This window comes from Acidobacteriota bacterium (genome assembly GCA_016713675.1).
In the GTDB taxonomy this organism is placed as follows: domain Bacteria; phylum Acidobacteriota; class Blastocatellia; order Pyrinomonadales; family Pyrinomonadaceae; genus OLB17.
This window is the reverse complement of record JADJOS010000005.1, coordinates 40,530-57,615: the sequence shown is the minus strand read 5'-3', so window position 1 is coordinate 57,615 and position 17,086 is coordinate 40,530. Positions and strand designations below refer to the sequence as shown.

At 54.0% G+C, this 17,086-nt stretch carries 13 protein-coding genes; 12 read left to right on the top strand and 1 reads right to left on the bottom strand.

What is annotated here, in order from left to right; genetic code table 11:
• The first annotated feature begins 34 nt into the window (after nucleotides 1–34).
• The 12 genes from moaA to IPK01_17005 all read left to right on the top strand — a co-directional run bounded on the left by moaA (nucleotide 35) and on the right by IPK01_17005 (nucleotide 15,655).
• Nucleotides 35–1,021: a GTP 3',8-cyclase MoaA gene (gene moaA, locus IPK01_17060; GenBank protein ID MBK7935142.1), complete on the top strand. Its 987-nt coding sequence runs from the start codon at nucleotides 35–37 to the stop codon at nucleotides 1,019–1,021.
• 94 nt (nucleotides 1,022–1,115) lie between these two features.
• Entirely contained in the window at nucleotides 1,116–3,029 is a 1,914-nt protein-coding gene (locus IPK01_17055; protein ID MBK7935141.1) for an FAD-dependent oxidoreductase, read from the top strand.
• Nucleotides 3,026–3,505, top strand: a complete 480-nt coding sequence (locus IPK01_17050) for a Rieske 2Fe-2S domain-containing protein (protein ID MBK7935140.1) — start codon at nucleotides 3,026–3,028, stop codon at nucleotides 3,503–3,505. The genes IPK01_17055 and IPK01_17050 overlap by 4 nt, the downstream gene beginning before the upstream one ends.
• A gap of 3 nt (nucleotides 3,506–3,508) precedes the next feature.
• The gene (locus IPK01_17045; protein ID MBK7935139.1) at nucleotides 3,509–5,056 is read left to right on the top strand and encodes a cytochrome b N-terminal domain-containing protein; all 1,548 of its coding nucleotides are present in this window, start codon (nucleotides 3,509–3,511) and stop codon (nucleotides 5,054–5,056) included.
• A gap of 4 nt (nucleotides 5,057–5,060) precedes the next feature.
• The gene (locus IPK01_17040; GenBank protein MBK7935138.1) at nucleotides 5,061–6,722 is read left to right on the top strand and encodes a c-type cytochrome; all 1,662 of its coding nucleotides are present in this window, start codon (nucleotides 5,061–5,063) and stop codon (nucleotides 6,720–6,722) included.
• A 22-nt stretch (nucleotides 6,723–6,744) separates the two neighbouring features.
• Nucleotides 6,745–10,182, top strand: coding sequence for a molybdopterin-dependent oxidoreductase (locus IPK01_17035; GenBank protein ID MBK7935137.1), 3,438 nt, complete (start codon nucleotides 6,745–6,747; stop codon nucleotides 10,180–10,182).
• 8 nt (nucleotides 10,183–10,190) lie between these two features.
• Nucleotides 10,191–10,718: a hypothetical protein gene (locus tag IPK01_17030; GenBank protein MBK7935136.1), complete on the top strand. Its 528-nt coding sequence runs from the start codon at nucleotides 10,191–10,193 to the stop codon at nucleotides 10,716–10,718.
• Complete coding sequence (locus IPK01_17025) at nucleotides 10,706–11,848, top strand: dehydrogenase (GenBank protein ID MBK7935135.1); 1,143 nt, start codon at nucleotides 10,706–10,708, stop codon at nucleotides 11,846–11,848. The genes IPK01_17030 and IPK01_17025 overlap by 13 nt, the downstream gene beginning before the upstream one ends.
• A gap of 11 nt (nucleotides 11,849–11,859) precedes the next feature.
• Entirely contained in the window at nucleotides 11,860–12,702 is an 843-nt protein-coding gene (locus IPK01_17020) for a hypothetical protein (protein ID MBK7935134.1), read from the top strand.
• Nucleotides 12,703–12,713: 11 nt separating this feature from the next.
• Nucleotides 12,714–13,187, top strand: a complete 474-nt coding sequence (locus IPK01_17015) for a hemerythrin domain-containing protein (protein ID MBK7935133.1) — start codon at nucleotides 12,714–12,716, stop codon at nucleotides 13,185–13,187.
• A 13-nt stretch (nucleotides 13,188–13,200) separates the two neighbouring features.
• The gene (locus IPK01_17010) at nucleotides 13,201–13,848 is read left to right on the top strand and encodes a molecular chaperone TorD family protein (protein MBK7935132.1); all 648 of its coding nucleotides are present in this window, start codon (nucleotides 13,201–13,203) and stop codon (nucleotides 13,846–13,848) included.
• Nucleotides 13,849–14,104: 256 nt separating this feature from the next.
• Nucleotides 14,105–15,655 (top strand): B12-binding domain-containing radical SAM protein, encoded by a 1,551-nt coding sequence (locus tag IPK01_17005; protein ID MBK7935131.1) that lies wholly within the window; start codon nucleotides 14,105–14,107, stop codon nucleotides 15,653–15,655.
• 32 nt (nucleotides 15,656–15,687) lie between these two features.
• Here IPK01_17005 and IPK01_17000 read toward each other — a convergent pair whose 3' ends face one another.
• The gene (locus IPK01_17000) at nucleotides 15,688–17,061 is read right to left on the bottom strand and encodes an aspartate aminotransferase family protein (GenBank protein MBK7935130.1); all 1,374 of its coding nucleotides are present in this window, start codon (nucleotides 17,059–17,061) and stop codon (nucleotides 15,688–15,690) included.
• Between the last annotated feature and the right edge of the window lie 25 nt (nucleotides 17,062–17,086).

Sequence of the window (17,086 nt, the reverse complement as noted above, 5' to 3'; positions counted from 1 at the left end):
GCTCATACTAAGAACAGCGGCGGAATAACAGGAAATGTTGTTTGATTCCTTCAATCGAAAAATCAAGGATCTGCGCGTATCAGTGACGGATCGCTGTAATTTTCGATGTTTCTATTGCGATCCTGATCCTTGCACCTCAAATGATCCGGATCTTCTGACCTTCGACGAGATACACTCTATCTGCGAGGTGTTCGTCTCCTTGGGTATTGAAAAGATACGACTGACCGGCGGCGAACCAATGGTCAGGAAGGGCCTTGGGGTACTTATAGCTCAACTTGCATGTCTTAAACCCCTTGGACTTCAAGAACTCGCGATGATCACTAACGGCAGTAGCTTCGCAAATAAAGCTGCCCAGCTACGATCAAGTGGTCTAAACCGGATAACCTTCTCGCTGGACAGTCTGAAACCAGGCACTTTTCGCTCAATTACGGGCTCCGACAAACTCTCTGACGTGCTCGACTCGATCGAGGCCGCACGATCTGTCGGTTATCCTAATATAAAGGTCAACGCTGTTATCATCCGGGGCCGAAACGACGATGAGATCGTCGACCTTGCTCGATTTGCAAGAAGAAACAGTTTAACCGTCAGATTCATCGAATTCATGCCCCTCGATAGCGGGCAGATCTGGGATCGAAAACATCTCGTCTCAGCTGCCGAGATCCGGGAAAAAATAAATTCGGCCTTTCCAATAATCCTTATAAACCAGTCTCGCAGAGGTGAGACAGCGTGGAGGTATCGCTTTGCTGACGGCACAGTCGGCGAGATCGGTCTGATCGCTCCCGTCACAGATGCCTTTTGCGGCGACTGTTCGCGAATTCGACTGACGGCCGATGGGCATATCAGAACGTGTCTGTTCTCTAGTGAAGAATATGATGTACGAGAATTGCTGAGAAGCGGCGGATCGCGAACCGAAGTCGCCGACCTTATTCGTTTTGCTGTCGCAAGAAAAACATTCGGCCATACCATTGGGTCCCCTACATTCGAGTATTCCTCGCGTTCGATGAGTTCGATCGGCGGCTAAAAATATTAGTCAAAACATGACTTAAGTCATATTCTGAGCATTCCAACCCGCATAGCATTCCAGAAGTTTTACACATTTTGTGACAACGAATACTATGATGCGGCTAAATGTTCACGTCCCGGACGCGAACTACCATCAAAACCTGATCTCGTGCCAAGTGGCGTGTCCCGTTCATACGGACGCACGCGGGTATGTTCGGGCAATCGCCGATGGAAGGTTTGAAGAAGCATACCTAATTGCCCGTGGTCCCAATCCCTTTGCCTCGATCTGCGGGCGCATCTGCGGAGCCCCTTGCGAGATCGCCTGTCGCCGCGGAAAAATCCCCAAAGTAAATGACGACGGCATGTTCGTCGGACAGGACCAGCCGATCGCAATTCGTGCGCTCAAGCGATTTGCATGTGATCACTTCGGGCCGGAGGCGAGACCGACGAGTGAAGTATTGGATTCGATCAGGAATTTTATCCCGCCCGTCGCCGCAGATGCTGAGGAGATGGCGGCTCTCTTAAGATCCGCGACCAACAGTTCGATCGAAAAAGGTGATAGCCAAAAGATCGCGATCATCGGAGCTGGCCCGGCGGGACTCTCCGCCGCTCATGACCTGGCTCTACTGGGATTTAAGCCGGTCGTCTTTGAGATCGAGCCTGTTGCAGCCGGAATGCTCGCGGTCGGGGTTCCGGCGTATCGCTTGCCTCGTGAACTGATCGAAAAAGAAATTGCCGTTATCGAGGCACTCGGCGTTGAGATCAGGTGCGGAGTAAAAGTTGGTGAAGACATTGCTTTTGCCGAGCTCCGCGAGGATTTTGCGGCGGTAATCATAGCGGTCGGTGCCAAATCATCCCGCGGCCTTGGCTTGACTGGTGAGGATGGCCCGGGCGTTGTCGGAGGCGTCGATCTGCTTCGAGCTGTCTCACTTGGCGAAGACCTCGATATGGGCCGCGAGATCGTAGTCATCGGGGGTGGAAACGTTGCCTATGACGTCGCCAGGTCGGTCGTTCGCCAGATAGCTTTTGATACGGCACGTACGGCCGCGAGGCTTTTCGAGACTGCGAATGTACATCTGATCTCGCTTGAAGGTGCGGAAGAAATGCCTGCGGACACGATCGAGATCGTTGAGGGCGACGAAGAAGGGATTAAGCGAAGCAACGGCTGGGGACCGACGGAGGTAGTTCGCGACGAAAAAGGCAGAGTCACCGGCGTCGCGTTTCGCAAATGCTTGCGGGTCTACGACGAAGATCAAAAATTCTCACCGCTCTACGATGATGATGAAAAGAAATTAATTCCCTGCGACACCGTCCTTCTCGCTGTTGGCCAAGCACCAGCCCTTTCATTTTTGGAGGACGGCGGACAGGACGTTGAGCGAATGCGAGGCGACTGGCTCAAGGTTGACCCCATCACGCTGCAGACCACTGCAAAGGGCGTCTTTGTCGCCGGTGATCTCGCTCACGGAACGCGTTTGCTGATCGACGCCGTCGCGTCCGGCAAGGCAGCAGCGCGTTCCGTTTATCAATACCTGACCGGTAATGCTCTCGAGCATGAATTGGTCAAAACACATGTCGTTCTTGACCGATACCGGCGTGAACGCGGCTACGAATCGATCCGCCGCGTTGAGGTGCCAACGATCGAACCGGCCGAGCGGCTCAAGCATCCCGAAAACGTCGTTGAGATCGGCTACAGCCGTGAAGAGGCCATGCTCGAGGCGTCACGCTGCCTAGATTGTGGAGTAACGCCGGTGTTTGATGGCAGCCGGTGTGTGCTGTGTGGTGGCTGCGCGGACGTTTGCCCAACCGAATGTTTGAAGCTGATCTCGCTCGATAAGCTTGAGTTCGATACCGAGGTCGACTCGATGATAGGTGCCTCACTTGGAGAGGACGCAGATCTGACTGAGAACTCGGCGATCCTGAAAGACGAGGACCGCTGTATTCGCTGTGCTCTCTGCGCGATCCGCTGCCCGGTCGATGCCATCTCGATGGAACGAGTCACATTTTCAACAAATTGGAGTTCAGTATGACGACACATCCAAGTGAAAAGAAATCACGTTTTGACCCGGAACCGATGCCGCGGAGGGATTTTCTGGGGCTCGCGGCTCTGGGTTCGATGGCGGCGGCATTTGCACTCTCGATCTTCGGAATGCTGAAACTTCCAAAGGCAGCCGTGTCGGCTTCTCCAGCAAAGAAATTTAATGTGGCGTTACCGGACACCCATCCGGAGGGCGAAGCGTTCGTACCGCCGGGGCGAAACGTTGCGGTCTTTCGCGATGCTGATGGCGTATTTGCTATCTCGACCGTTTGCACGCATTTGGGATGCATCGTTAAGACGAGCGCCGCCGGGTTTGACTGTCCCTGCCACGGGTCGGGCTTTCAGAAAGATGGAACTGTAAGAAAAGGGCCTGCTCCGACACCGCTACCTTGGCTTAAGGTCTCAAAAAACGGAGCTCTTCTTACGATCGACGAGGAAGCAACTGTAAAAACTGGAACAAAGGTGTAGACCATGAAAGCAGAAGGCTATTCAGCATTACACGAATTCTGGATCAATCTGCGGGGCATCCCTAATCACGTTTATCGGGCGATGTTTCGCGGCGGTCCGCCAAAGACCGATCGCACGCGGTCGTCGTTTATCTTCGGCAACGTCTTCCTGCATCTTCATTCGGTTCGCACCCATCTCTGGAGCCTGCGTTGGAGCACGACCATGGGTCTCGGCATAATGACGACTGCGGCATTTCTGATAACTCTGGTCACCGGCATCCTGCTGATGTTCTACTACAAGCCGTATCCGGACGTAGCCTATCAATCGATCAAGGACATTCATTTCATTGTACCTACTGGCCGGTTTATGCGGAACATCCACCGCTGGGCCGCTAACGTGATGGTGGTCGCCGTGATACTGCACATGGCAAGGGCGTTCTACACCGCTTCGTACCGAAAACCGAGGGAATTCAACTGGTTCATTGGCTGGGGGTTGCTAGTCACAACACTGGGCCTGTCGTTTACGGGTTATCTGCTTCCTTGGGATCAACTCGCCTACTGGGCGATCACGATCGGCGCCAATATCGCGCAGAGTCCTCGAGAGATCACCGACGCACTTGGGATCACGGCTTGGGCAGATATCGGCGGCCTGCAGCGTGAAATATTGCTTGGGTCTGACAAGGTCGGCGAAGAGGCGTTGATCAGATTCTATCTGCTTCACGTAATGATCTTGCCACTGACTCTTGTTATGTTGATGGCGGTGCATTTCTGGCGAATACGCAAGGATGGTGGGCTCGCAAAACCGGCGAATGCCGATGAACTGGTTGGCCAGGAAGCCAAAGAATTCTATCCGGTCTTTACGGATGCTCCGACGAAAACATATCACCTAGCCGCCGTCGTGAAGGGCAAAACGCCTGCCGTCGGGAGCGGCCCGGAACACACGGTTCCGTCAATGCCGCACCTTTTCTATGCCGAGCTTGGCGTGCTGATGCTGACAACTCTCATCTGCGTCGCGTTGGCATTCGTTTCTGACGCGCCGTTGAAAGAACTGGCAAATCCGCTCGTTCCCGAGAATCCGGCAAAGGCCCCGTGGTACTTTCTCGGGCTCCAGGAGATCGTATCGTTCTCGGCATTCATGGGTGGCATAGGTATTCCGATGCTGTGCGTGATCGGCTTGGGTCTGATCCCATTTCTCGACCGTGAAAAGGAAGGAACAGGCGAATGGTTTGGCGGTCCGGGCGGCCGGAAACTCGTGAAGTGGTCCGTCGTGGTGGGTTTTGCCGCGTCGATACTTGTCGAGGCGTTTGCCATTAAGTTCGGCTGGCTTCGCGAGTGGTTCCCTAACATTCCCCAACTTTTTATTACGTTCATCAATCCCGGGACTGTCCTGACGGCGATCTACGCGACGTATTCGATATGGGCCGTTCGAAGATACAACTCGACTCGTGCAGGTGCACTGGCCCTGTTTACGTGCTTTCTATGCGGTTTCATTGTGTTGACCGTGATCGGTACATATTTCCGCGGGCCGAACTGGGATTTCTTCTGGTCGCCGTCTGATTGGGGAGGCCATTGACGCAATGAACAAGAATAAATATTTGTTGATGGTTTCAAGTATCGGGGTCTTTTTGCTCCTGGCTGCGGCTGCCGTGTCAGAGAACTTTATGAAGGACTGGCACAGCATTCAGGGGAACGCCAAGACCACTGAAGGCCCGATCGATCTGCGACTTCGCCAGATAGTGAATCCGCAGCTCAAAGTAACGGACCGCTGCGTCACTTGTCATGTCGGGATGGCATCCGGCGAGCAGATCACGTCCGATCAAAAGGTAGGCGCAGCCCACAAGCCAGTCGTCCATTCCCCGACCGAGATCGGCTGCACGACCTGTCATGGTGGACAGGGACAAGCAACTGAGAAAGACGATGCTCACGGTAATGTTCACTTCTGGACCGAGCCGATGCTGCCCTCGAAGTATGCCTACGCGAGTTGCGGAACCTGTCACACGCCGCTGAATGTTCCCAATCTGCCGACCCTCGAAAGTGCCCGCAAGACGTTTGAAAGGCTCGACTGTTACGCGTGTCATCGTCTCGACGGCCGCGGAGGCACGCTGCGTCCGGGCGGCAATGTGACGGGAATGGAAGGCCCCGACCTGTCACATGTCGGCCTGAAAGGCTACAACGCCGAATGGTATGCGGCTCACCTGCAAAAGTCTCAGCAGGCGACGGACCCGGCCTGGAAAACCTCATTTCGTGAGGTAGCCGAGGCAGACCGCTCGGCTCTGAAGATCTTTCTCGACACCCAAATGGGTGCGCCGAAACTGATCGAAGCAAAGGCGCAGTTCAATTCGGTCGGGTGCGCTGGTTGTCATACCGTCGGAAGTTTTGGCGGTGACGCGGGCGTCAATCTATCCCTCTCGGGTTACAAAGATCCGAATCAACTGAATTTCACTAAGGTTCCGGGCGATCACACTTTAACCAACTGGGTCGTCCAGCATTTCCGTTCACCTGCGTCCACGGTCGCGGGTTCGCAAATGCCCGCACTTGGCTTGTCTGATAGCCAGATCGACCTGCTGACGCTCTATACACTTTCGCTCAGACGGCGCACCTTGCCTGACGTCTATCTTCCGAAAGACCGCGTCCGAGCTATGCGTTTCGGCGAACGCGAGTTTGCTAAGGATGGGGAGACCATTTACACCGCGGTTTGTTCAAGTTGTCACGCGGCAGACGGACGTGGAACCCGGTTCCCGGGCCTTGTTCCGAATCCGTCGATAACGAGTCCGGAGTTCCTCCAGCTCGCCTCTGACGATTTTCTCTTCCAAACGATACGAAATGGGCGTCCGGGGCGTCCGATGCTTCCGTGGGGCGATCGTGTGAATGGATTTAATGATGATGAGCTGCGGTCTGTCATCGCGTACATTCGTGGGCTCGGAGGAAACGTTCAGGCACTGCCGGACCCCAAACCGCAGATCTGGGCAATGGGCGACGGGAATCTCGGAGCGACACTTTTTGCCTCAAATTGCTCAGGTTGTCACGGAAAGAACGCCGTCGGTGGCGACGGCCCGGCTTTGGCCAACAAGGCCTTTCTTTCTAGTGTTTCAGACACCTTTCTGGTCGAAATGATAAAACGCGGACGAAGCGAAACGGTGATGCAGGGATTTGCAAACCCATCGCCGATCAGACGCGTGCTGACGCAGGCTGAGATCGAATCGATCGTGACCTATATACGGTCGTTAAGTGTTAAGTAGTTGAGCAATAACGAGGAATGATATGAAAAAAGAAATTTCTAGACGCGAATTTATGGCAAGGATCACTGCTGCCGGCTTTGGCGCTCTCGTCGCATCGACGACGAACGCCTGGGGACTTGAAGCCATAACAAATCCTCTAGCCGCCTATCCGAACCGTGATTGGGAAAAGGTCTATCGCGACCTCTGGGCTTATGATTCGCGTTATACCTTTACCTGTGCTCCTAACGATACGCACAACTGCCTGCTCAACGCGCATGTCCGTCAGGGCGTCATTACCCGGATCGGCCCGACAATGAAATACGGCGAGGCCGTCGATCTGCTCGGCAATGGTACTTCGCATCGGTGGGACCCGCGTGTCTGCCAAAAGGGCCTTGCTCTAACGCGGCGCTTTTACGGAGACCGGCGAGTAAACGGAACAATGGTTCGAGCCGGATATAAGAAATGGTACGAGGCAGGCTTCCCTCGCGGAGCCGACGGGCGTCCGCCGGAGGAATATTTCCAGCGTGCCCGGGACGAATGGGTGCGAATGTCCCACGATGAAGGGGCCGTCATTGTAGCCGCTGCGTTAAAGAACATCGCTGAAACATACACGGGCGATGAAGGCAAGCGAAAGCTCAAGGAACAGCATTATGACGAGGCGGTGATCGAGGCAACACAGGGCGTCGGCACGCAAGTGATGAAATTCCGCGGTGGTATGCCGCTGCTTGGCATGACGCGCGTTTTCGGCATGTACAGAATGGCGAATTCGATCGCATTGCTAGACTCTCACATCCGCGGCGTCGGGCCGGACAAGGCGATGGGGCCCAAGGGATTTGACAATTATTCATGGCACACCGATCTGCCTCCCGGACACACGATGGTCACCGGCCAGCAGACGGTCGAATTCGATCTTAACTCGGTTGAGCAAGCCAAAACGGTTGTCGTCTGGGGAATGAACTGGATCACGACGAAAATGCCGGACGCTCACTGGCTGACCGAGGCACGGATGAAAGGAACTCGCGTCGTGGTCATCGCCTGCGAATATTCGGCAACGGCCACGAAGGGCGACGATGTCCTTGTCGTCCGTCCCGGAACGACGCCGGCTCTCGCGCTCGGCTTTGCCAACGTGATCATGCAGGAAAACCTGTATGACAAGGAATACGTCCAGCAGTGGACGGACATGCCGATCCTGGTCAGGATGGATACGCTCAAATATCTCAAGGCTGCAGAGGTTTTCGGGGGCGATCCTGCCGTTCTAAAACAAACATTTATCGTCAAGGATGGTGAGAAGGCCCCGCCGCCGATCCAACAGACAGTGCAGAATGTCGTGCCTGAAAAGCTCCGGCTTGAATGGGGCGATTACGTTTTCTGGGATGCTAAAAAGAATGGGGCACAGCCGCTTACGCGCGACGATGTCGGTAAGAATTCCAAGGCCGTGGACGCCATGCTTGAAGGATCCATCGAAGTAGTCCTCGCCGACGGCACAAAGGTCAGATGCCGTCCGGTATTCGATCTGGTCAAGGAATATGCGGCACATTTTACGCCGCAGACGGTTGAGGAACTTACATGGGCACCGGCAGCCGCCGTGCAGAAGTTGGCTCGGCTTTTCGCCAAAGAGCCGGGAACGACGCTTTTTGCACTTGGAATGGGCCCGAACCAGTTCTTCAATAGCGACAACAAGGATCGCGACGTTTTTCTGCTCGCGTCCCTCACCGGAAATGTCGGCAAGATCGGCGGGAACGTCGGATCATATGCCGGAAATTACCGCACCGCTCTGTTTAACGGGGCACCGCAATACATTAACGAGGATCCGTTCGACATTGAGCTTGACGAGACAAAATCAGCTCGGCCAAAGCAGTACTGGCGGGCAGAGTCGGCTCACTACTACAATCACGAAGACCATCCCCTGCGTGTGGGCAATGCTCTTTTGACCGGCAAGACCCATATGCCGTGCCCGACAAAATCGCTCTGGTTCGCCAATGCAAATTCGATCCTCGGTAACGTCAAATGGCACTACAACATGGTCGTCAACGCACTGCCCAAGATCGAACTGATCGCGGTCAACGAGTGGTGGTGGTCGACGTCATGCGAATGGGCGGACGTCGTTTTCGGCGTTGATTCCTGGGCGGAACTTAAACATCCGGACATGACCGCGTCGGTCACAAACCCGTTCCTGCTCGTATTCCCAAAAACCCCGATCCCTCGGATCTTCAATACGATCGGCGATATCGAGGTTTACGCTACGGTCGCGTCAAAACTCGCTGATCTGACTGGGGACAATCGCTTTAACGACTACTGGAAATTTGTCCGCGAGGATAGGACGGACGTCTACTTGCAGCGGATACTCGATCATTCGACAAACACCAAAGGCTATTCGTTCAAAGATCTCCACGAAAAGGCGATCAACGGTGTGCCGGCGATTATCAACAGCAGAACGACGCCGAAAAATGTCGGATACGATCAATTGGTCGACGCCACGCCCTGGTACACAAAGAGCGGCAGGCTTGAATTTTATCGCGAAGAGGACGAGTTTATCGACGCCGGCGAGAATCTGCCCATTCACCGCGAACCAGTCGATTCGACATTTTACGAACCAAATATCATTATCTCCGCGCCGCATGAAGCGATGCGTCCGAAAACGCCGGAGGACTACGGAGTCAAACGCGACGACCTAAGCTGCGAAACTCGCTGCGGCCGTAACGTTATCTATACCTGGGCAGAAGCGAAAAAGACGGCTCATCCTCTGATCAAGGACGATTACAAGTTTATATTCCACACGCCGAAATTCCGCCACGGTTCGCACACGACGCCGATCGACACGGATATGAACGCGATGCTTTTTGGACCGTTCGGCGACATCTACCGCCACGACAAACGTTCGCCGTTTGTTACCGAGGGTTATGTCGACATCAATCCGACCGATGCACAGGAGCTCGGCGTCAATGACGGCGACTACGTCTGGATAGACGCCGACCCGGAAGACCGGCCGTTTCGCGGCTGGCAGAACGATAAGAAGAATTATGCATTCGCGCGGCTTCTCTGTCGTGCGAGGTACTATCCGGGCACCCCTCGCGGCGTGACGCGTATGTGGTTTAACATGTACGGCGCGACGCCCGGCTCCCAGCAGGGACAGCAGGAGCGTAAAGACGGCTTGGCAAAGAATCCACGGACAAACTATCAGGCAATGTTTCGCTCGGGCTCACACCAATCCGCAACCCGCGGTTGGCTAAAACCGACTTGGATGACCGATTCACTGGTTCGAAAGGGCATGTTCGGCCAGGAGATGGGAAAGGGTTTTGCGGCAGATATCCATTGCCCAACGGGTGCTCCGCGCGAATCATTTATCAAGATCACCAAGGCAGAGCCAGGCGGCATCGGTGACGAGCTGCTATGGCGTCCAACTAAGCTTGGCATCCGACCGAGAAATGAATCGGATGCAATGAAGCGTTACATCGCCGGAGATTTTGTCGGCAAGAAATAGCAAAGCAAATGGATCCGACACGAATACACATTTTTCTGAACTACATACCCCTGATCGGAATGGTACTCGGCATTGCGATGCTTCTGTATGGAATGTGGCGGTCGGGCCGAGAGGTCAGCCGGAACGGTTTATGGCTATTTGTCGTAACGGCGTTACTAACGTTAGCCGTTTACGCAACGGGTGAGATAGCCGGTAAAGGTGCAGCTCTAATGGCTGGGCCGCCGTGGACAAACATAGTCGCCCACAGGGCGTCGGCTCTGCCGACATTCCTCGCGATCGAACTGACCGGCATATTCGCTCTCGTCGGCCTGATACGAATGTTCCGCGGAAAGGGCCTGGCGCGTTGGAATGCACTCGTTGTTCTTATCCTCGCGATCGTTTCGCTTACCCTAGCCGCCCGGACGACTCACTTTGGAAGGCAGATCTTTGTTCTTAGCGATTTCTTTACGCCCCAGCAACAAATGAACCTCGCGGGATACCGCGGCGACACAGATAGAAAAGATAACAACACGGAGAAAAAACTATGGCTCGCGTAAACAACTGGCAACTCGGACGAGAAATGTCCTATTGGTATCCGGAAAGCAGGCCGCAAAAGCAATTTGCAGCCGTTTTCGATACGAATAAGTGTATCGCGTGCCAAACCTGCACGCTGGCGTGCAAGACAACGTGGACCTCGGGCAAGGGCCAGGAGTACATGCTCTGGAACAACGTCGAACGCAAGCCTTACGGTTCCTATCCGCTTGCCTGGGACCTTAATCTCCTGAGTTTGCTCGATGGGCAAAATTGGGGCGAGGAAAATGGCGAATCTGTCTATAAAGGAAGCACCATTTTTGAGTCAGCACCGGCCGGCGAACGCGTTCTCGGCTGGAGGCCGGAGGACGAAGATTACGCCTATCCGAACGTCGGCGAAGACGACTGTGCCGGCGGCATCGAGCATGGAGCAAGTATCGACATACCCCATCAGATGGCATGGTTCTACTATCTCGCTCGTATCTGTAATCACTGCACTTATCCAGGCTGCCTGGCATCGTGCCCTCGTGGTTCGATCTACAAGCGGCCCGAGGACGGCATCGTTCTCGTTGATCAAAACCGCTGTCGCGGCTATCAGGAATGTGTTCGCGGCTGTCCGTACAAGAAGGTGTTTTTCAACCCGATGACGTCGACATCGGAAAAATGCATCGCCTGTTATCCCAAGATCGAACAAGGGCTGTCACCACAGTGTTTCGCCAACTGCATTGGAAAGATCCGTGTTGCCGGATTTATCAATACGCCAGACAAGGCCGAGGCCGACAACCCGATCGATTATCTAGTACATATCAAAAAGGTGGCGCTACCGCTCTTCCCTCAGTTTGGCCTTGAGCCGAACGTCTATTACATTCCGCCGATCCACGTACCGACGGCCTTTACCCGCCAGATGTTCGGCCCAGGCACGGATAAAGCCGTTGAGATCTACCGGAACGCACCGAACGATCAGGATCTGACCAGCTTATTAGGCTTATTCGGCTCGACCGAGGCGATAATGCGCAAATGGAAGCGCGTCGGGGATAAGGCGATAGGGATGGATGAGAACGGAAAAGAGCTGGTCAATGTTCCGTTCAAGGAACCGGTCCACATACGCCCGGCATACGACAAGCTCTATCAGATCACGCGCACCAATTGTCCGTGAGGAGGTTCTATATGCGATTCGTAACGTCGCTTACTATTCTGGCTCTTTTATTCACAACTTCGTGCAATAAGGTTCAGGTGCCGACAGCCGAGGTCAACGTGGCGCAGGTCAAGGAGATCACGCTTGATCCAAATGCGGCCGTCTGGGATGCAGTCTCACTCCACTCATCAAGAATGATCCTGCAGGATCTTGTAGAGCCGCGTCTACTGGAGCCGTCGACTTCTGAGATACTGGTCAAAGCGATCAGCAACGGCAGCGAGATAGCATTCAGGCTCGAGTGGCTGGACGAAAGCCAAAGCGATCTTCCAGGGCCTAAACATTTCATTGATGGTTGTGCCGTACAGCTTCCTTCAAAGGTCGATCCAAATGTCCCGGCCCCGCAGATGGGTGAGGTCGGGAAAACAGTTGAGATCTCATACTGGCGTGCCGATTGGCAGGCGATCGTTGAGGGACGGGCCGATAATATCAACGCGATCTATCCGAATGCATCGATCGACCACTACCCGGCGGAGGCCAAGCCGCTCGAGAATAACCCGCAGGCTCAAGCCGAGGCTGCGGCTCGGTACGCTCCGGCCCGTGCACTTGGAAGCCGGCGCTCCGGACCACGCGAGCAACCGGTAGAGGATCTGATAGCGGAAGGGCCGAGCACACTATCTCCGGCCCCGAACGCAGTCTCGAAAGGGAAAGGCGTCAAGACGCCTAAAGGGTGGGCCGTTGTCATCTCGCGGCCGCTACCCGCTGGCTTCTCAGCCGTGACGCCGTCCCAGATCGCGTTTGCTGTCTGGGAAGGCTCCCACATCGAGGTTGGAGCAAGAAAGATGCGAACCGGTTGGGTGCCGTTGATCTTAAAGTGAGAACAGAAAATATGGCAGTTATTAGTGACCTCATGAAGGTTCACATTGTGATCGACGAATTATTCTTCGAGCACCAGCGGGCTTTGCTCCACTTTGATTTTGCAAAGGCACTTGGCCTTCTTAACGCCTATGAGTCAACCCTCTTCAGCCATATGGCTGACGAAGAAAATATTCTGCTGCCGGTTTACGAAAAGCGGGCCGACTTCCCGGCGGCTGGAGCTCCAAAGCTCTACTATGACGATCACGCCAAGATGCGTTCGCATCTTGGGCTTTTTAAGCAAACGGTCCGCGACATGCCCTCAGAACCTGAGTTGGACCGAGTCATGCTTCAGCTTCTGGATCGCGAAGCCTTTTACCTTCGCCTCTGCAGCCATCACGACCGGCGTGAGGCCGACTACCTTTATCCGATACTGGATGCCCTACTAGCCGACGAAGAAAAGTACGAGATGCTCGAACGCGTTCGGCTTCGCGGGGAAAGACATTGACTATGGGGCCATTATGAAAACCAAAAGAAACAGTACTAGAGATCTGCTCGCCGAAGCGGCAGAATGGCGGCTAATTAGCCTACTATTCGATTGTCCGTCAAATGACTGGCTAAGACAGGTCGAAGATCTCGCAGGTCCTGTCACCGACAAGAAACTGAAACGTGCTGCAAAGGCCGCTCAGAAACAAGCAAGTGAAGGATTATTTCATTCCATCTTCGGGCCGGGCGGACCAGCCCCGGGTCGCGAGGTCAGTTATCGCGGCTGGGTTCAACCGGGTTACATGCTGGCGGAATTGAATAGTTTCTACAAAGCATTCTCGTATAAACCAACGACCAACGAGGTGCCTGATCACGTCGCTGTCGAGACCGGATTCGTCGCTTACCTGCGATTAAAAGAACTTTATGCTTTGGAAAACGGCGACAACGAAAGTGCCGATGTGACCTCAAAGGCCTCAGTAACTTTTATCGACGATCACCTTTCCAAATACGCTCAGAAACTGTCCAAATTGCTCGCCGCGTCCGGAATCGAATATCTGAATCTGGCAGGAGCCGCTTTGTTCGCGCGAGTCGGGCCCGATCAGGACAAATCAAAGCAGATCTTTCTCCCTGTACTCGACGAAGAGAACGAGTCCACGCTTGAATGCGGCTGGACTGCTTCTTGATTCGATTCGGAACGCGGCAGCCTGACGCCGGTTTTAATTGCGTTCGACAAGCTTGTCGGGAACGGCCTTTCGTTGCGCTCTCTTGTCGTTTACCCCCCTCTCTTACCTATTACACAACTCTTACATCGGTCCCCGCAAATAGCTGATAACATTTGAATTACGGAAAGAAAACGCTTACGGAAAAGCCCGACGTTTTCGAATCGGGAGAGCTGTCCTGAAATCAGGAGTCGGCTTTCCGTGGGAGGCCTCATCAATCGTGAACGTATTACTTGTTTATCCTGTTTTCCCTGAAACTTACTGGAGCTTTCGCCACGCACTGTCGTTTGTCGGCAAGAAGGCCGCGTTTCCACCACTCGGGCTGTTGACCGTATCCGCCATGCTGCCGGAAACCTGGCAACGGCGTCTCGTAGATATGAATGTCGAGCCGCTAACCCAGAGCGATATCGAGTGGGCGGATATCGTCTTTCTCAGCGCGATGATCGTCCAGAGAGAGTCGCTCGATCAGGTCGTAAAATTATGCAAGGAACTTGGCACGCGAGTCGCAGTCGGAGGCCCGTATGTCTCTACCAGCTCGAATCTCGTACCGGATGCGGATTTCATTTTCGTAGGTGAAGCCGAAACGACCTTGCCGGAGTTTATCGACGATTTGAAAAGCAGCTCACCCAAACGCATTTATCAAGCGGCCGAGCGGCCCTCGCTTTTGTCCACGCCGGTGCCGGATTTCGGTTTGATCGACATAAACCATTACGCCTCCATGAATGTCCAGTTTTCACGCGGCTGCCCGTTTTCGTGTGAGTTTTGCGACATCATTGAGATCTACGGGCGCTCGCCGCGTACCAAATCAAGCGAACAGATGCTAGCTGAAATGGAGGCGATGCGAGTCGCTGGCTGGCGCGGAACGGTATTTATCGTTGACGACAATTTTATCGGCAACAAACGTGAGGTTAGAAAATTCCTGCCGGATCTTATTGCATGGTCTGAGCGACATAATTTTCCATTCTCTTTTTTGACGGAGGCAAGCGTAAACCTCGCCGAAGACGATGTTTTACTCGAGATGATGCAATCAGCCGGTTTTCACCGTGTATTTCTCGGTATTGAGACGCCCGCGCCCGCAAGTCTGAAAGAAGCCAACAAATCTCAGAATACAAAACGCGACCTGCTTGAATCGGTGCGAAAGATCCAAAGCTATGGAATCGAGGTCATGGCTGGTTTTATTGTTGGATTCGATAACGATCCACAGGATATTTTCGAGCGGCAGATCAACTTTATCCGCGAAAGTGCAATTCCGCTTGCAATGGTCGGGCTCCTGACCGCCCTTCCCGACACGCAGCTTTGGAAGCGTTTGGAGCGTGAAGGCCGACTTGTTCACGAGAGCAGCGGAAACAACACGGATTGTTCATTAAACTTTGTTCCAAAAATGGATCGCGGGCGCCTGGTCGAGGGATACAAACGCATTCTAAGGACCATTTACAGCTCGGAGGAATTCTATCAGCGCGCAATCGCTTGTTTATCGCGCGTAAGTAACGATGCGGCAGCATTGCAGCGAGTCAGCGTTATCGGCGTTCTCAGGTCCTTCATCAAAATCGTGTTGAGGCTCGGCGTACGCGACCGGGAACGCCTTCGATTCTGGAAGTATTTATTCCGAGTCGTAAGACTTTACCCGCGCAGTCTCGGAAACGGGATCGCCCTCGCGGCAATGGGTTATCACTTTAGAAAGGTGACTGAGATACATTGTGCAAAAGTTCCCGTAACGGAGTTTAAGGACGAAGGGACGCAATTGGCCGGCGAAATCAGTTTCGCCGACTGATCGGTTTCGGCGAATTCGGAGAAAGAGATCGATTAGGCCATCGTTGCCAGAATGTCAGTGATATCTTGTTCGGTAGTGTCGGGATTTATGAAACAAAATCGCGATACAGTTTCAGGACCTTCCGGGTTTCTCCACTTGGTGGGAGCGACCAGAGCGAACCCTGACTTGTGATTCTTGTAGGTCCACGCGCGGTAGTCCTCGGGCTTCCATCCTTTTCGACGATACAACACGCAGGAGAGACTAGGTTCCCGGACCAGCTCTGTATGTTCGGATTCCCTGATCAATCGCCCCGCGATCTGAGCAAGCTCGATGCCGCGTTCTATAGCCTTTTCATATCTATCGGTGCCGTGGTATGCCAAGGAGAACCACAACGGGAGGCCTCTGACGCGACGCGTTAACTGTATCTGATATTCCGACGGATTAAATCCATGTGCGCCTTCATCACTGAAGATATCGAGGTAAGAACCTTCTTGGGCGTGGGCTTTTTTTGCGAGTTCCGGGTCACGGTAAATGATCGCACCGCAATCGTATGGTGAAAATAACCACTTGTGGGGATCGATCGTGACAGTGTCGGCCTGTTCGATCCCGTTGAATAGATGGCGCACCGAACGGGCCGCCAATGCTCCGCCACCGTAGGCGGCATCAACGTGAAACCAGATTCCCTCTGATTCACAAATAGCCGCGATTCCCGCGAGATCGTCAATTATTCCCGCGTTGGTCGTCCCGGCCGTTGCGATCACAGCGAACACCTTACTACGTTCTTCAGCCGACATCCTCGATAGAGTGTCAGCTAAATGAGAGCTTTCGAGGCGGCTCTCCGTTTCGATCAGAAGGACATCAGCGTCGATGACCTTTGCCATCGCCTTTATCGAGGAATGGGCACCATTCGAGGCGATTACGATACCACGTGTTTTAGAATTGCGTTCGTCGCGGTCTCGCCAATATTCGCGAGCGGTTACCATTGCCGAAAGATTTGCCTCTGTGCCTCCGCTTGTAAAAACACCAAACGCTCCGGCGGGCATGCCGGTCAATGAGACCAGCCACGCCATCGCTTGGTTCTCGGCAAAGATACAGCCGGCTCCCTCTAGCCAGAATGCCCCATGAACGCTGGTCGCCGAAGTCACAAGATCGAACAGCACTGCCGCCCGGGTCGGGGATGCGGGTACGAATGCAAGATGCCGGGGATGATCGATCGGAACACTCGCTTTTACCAATACGTCCCGAAAAAGAGCGAATGCCTTCTCCCCGCCGATGCCGGCAGGCGTGATCGTCTCGCCAACGAGGGTCTGTAGCTCCTCTGCCTTTTTAGGAAAACCAAGTTTAGGATCGGTATCGGAAATACGGCCGATCGCAAATTTGATAACGTCAAGCGACATCTCGACAAGATCGATATCTACATTGTGCATAAATTTGAGGATCGGAGCCGTCTTA